This is a genomic window from Flavobacterium sp. ARAG 55.4 (assembly GCF_051846875.1).
Lineage (GTDB): Bacteria > Bacteroidota > Bacteroidia > Flavobacteriales > Flavobacteriaceae > Flavobacterium > Flavobacterium plantiphilum.
This window is the reverse complement of record NZ_JBPYCT010000032.1, coordinates 1,312-3,612: the sequence shown is the minus strand read 5'-3', so window position 1 is coordinate 3,612 and position 2,301 is coordinate 1,312. Positions and strand designations below refer to the sequence as shown.

Annotated in this window: 2 protein-coding genes; both read right to left on the bottom strand. The window is 34.5% G+C overall.

Annotated elements, in window-relative coordinates; genetic code table 11:
* Positions 1-84: 84 nt before the first annotated feature.
* Complete coding sequence (locus ACSV4D_RS18020; protein ID WP_439229378.1) at positions 85-996, bottom strand: PorP/SprF family type IX secretion system membrane protein; 912 nt, start codon at positions 994-996, stop codon at positions 85-87.
* Positions 997-1,056: 60 nt separating this feature from the next.
* Positions 1,057-2,301 (bottom strand): DUF7507 domain-containing protein (locus tag ACSV4D_RS18015; RefSeq protein WP_439229377.1); only part of this gene is annotated, 1,245 nt, incomplete at its 5' end.

The window sequence follows — 2,301 nt, the reverse complement described above, 5'->3', positions numbered from 1 at the left end:
TGGCTTTCTGAGCATAAATGTTTGCAGAAAAAACACTTATCATAGCTATATAAAAGAGTATATTTTTTTTCATGATAATTGTATTTAGAAGAATCTGGGAGTTGTGATTTTTTTGTTGTTTTTGAAAATTTCATATCTCAGGAAAATTTCATGTGAACCGGAATTATAATTGTCTAATTTGGTAGTTTCTAAATCGTATCCATAACCCATGTATAAAGCATCTGATATCTGAAAACCAGCCATAGCACTTACAGAAGCACTCCATCGGTAGGCCAGTCCGAGGGTAAATTTGTCATTAAACATAAAGTTTCCTGAGACATCTACTTGCAAAGGAGCTCCCTGAACCATTTTAGTGAGTAAAGCGGGTTTGAATTTCAGGTTGTAATTTAAATCCATTACATAACCGGCAATTAAATAATAATTTAATTTTTCTTTATTAACTGCTATCTGATTATCAGCATACTGATTTGTCTCGATAAAATTAGGAATCGAAAACCCTACATACGCTTTATCTGAATGAAGGTAAATCCCTGCTCCGATATTAGGTGAGATTTCATTATCAAATCCCTGAAGTCTTTGATCATTACTTTCGGCAGGATTTAATTTAGTAATGTCTAAATTAAATAAATTTACAGAAGCTTTAAGACCAAAGGAAAGTTTAACATTTTCAGAAGTAGGAATGGTGTAGGATAGATCTGCTGAAAGCGTGTTGTCTGTTGTTGGTCCAATTTTGTCATTTACTATAGATACTCCCAAACCTAATCTACTATTATTAAAAGGAGTATTGATCGAAACAGCATTTGTTGTAGGTGCCCCATCTAATCCAACCCATTGACTACGATGTAAAGCAAAAATACTCATTGCTCCTCTGGATCCCGCATAAGCAGGATTTACATTTATAGTGTTGTACATATATTGTGTATATTGTGCATCCTGTTGTGCATAACTCATCACAGCTGTAAACATCAAACTGATTAGTAATATTTTTGTTTTCATTTGACTTCGATTTTAAGAACCAGAGGCTTTTATACCTCTGGTATTAGATTGGAGTTTTTATTATCTGGTAAGGTATAAGTATCCTTGTTTTTTATTAGGTATAATTTCACCTTGTAAACCAACAGCAGTATAGTTTAGGATGTAGAAATAAGTTCCGGCAGGTAATCCGGCTGATTTGTCTACGGTAACTCTGCCTTCAGAATAACCTTTGAATGCATTATTTACATTATCATATCCTTTGGTTTCATAAACTAATATTCCCCATCTGTTGTAAATCTCTACAGAATTTTCAGGGTAACAAAGCGGATTATCAATATTGTCAATTACAAAATTATCATTGGTACCATCACCATTTGGTGTAAATGTATTGTGAACTTCTATTTCTCCACAACCTAATACAAATGCTCTTTCTACTATTACAGTATCTGAACCGTTTACAGGTACATCATTAGGAGATAATGCGTTTACTGTAGCAGTATTTGTAATTGATTCGCTTGCTATATCAGTTTGACTTACATTATAAGTTTCAGTAAACTCTTTAGATTCTCCAACGGCTAAGTTTTCAATCGTACTGTTTAATCCTGTTAATGGATCTTTTACTTCAATTTGGTGTAAACTTACATTACCAGTATTGCTTACAACAATAGTATATGTAATTATTTCTCCTAAAGTATCATAAATCGTTTTATCAGCTGTTTTTGCCAGCGTAATTGCAGGATTTTGAGTTATTGGAGTAGTAGTAGGCTTATCATTGTCTACAGTAGTTCCGGAGATATCAGTTACATTGTTTCCTTTTGGATCTTGTGCTGTGGCCAAAGCAGTATTAGTTACTTTACCAGCATCAAGATCAGCCTGAGTAATTGTATAAGTTCCTTTAATTACTGTACTAGAAGCACCTGCAGCCAAAGTTGCAATAGGATTTCCTGTAATAGTTAATCCTACCATCGGATCAGTTATTACTATATTAGTCAGTGTTGTGTTTCCAGTATTGGTTACAGTAAAAGTATAAGTGATTATATCTCCTTTAACACCTGTTCCTGCAACACTTGCTGTTTTCACTAAAGCAATTTTTGAATTCTGAGGTATTTCTGTAATGGTACAATCAGCACATTCCGGATCTTTAGGACACGTAATACAAGGCGTTGGATCAGTAGAAGTAGCCGTTATTGGATTTTCTTTCGGATCTTTCGCAGTTGCTGTTGCCAGGTTGTACACAACACCTTTGTTAATATCGTCTTGCGTGATTGCATGCGAAGCTGTGAATGTTGTTGCATCCGTTGCTCCCGGAGCTAAAGTTGCAATAGG

Excerpts from the sequence above, each read along its gene's own strand:
- ACSV4D_RS18020 (WP_439229378.1), bottom strand. The coding sequence starts at position 996 with ATGAAAACAAAAATATTACTAATCAGTTTGATGTTTACAGCTGTGATG.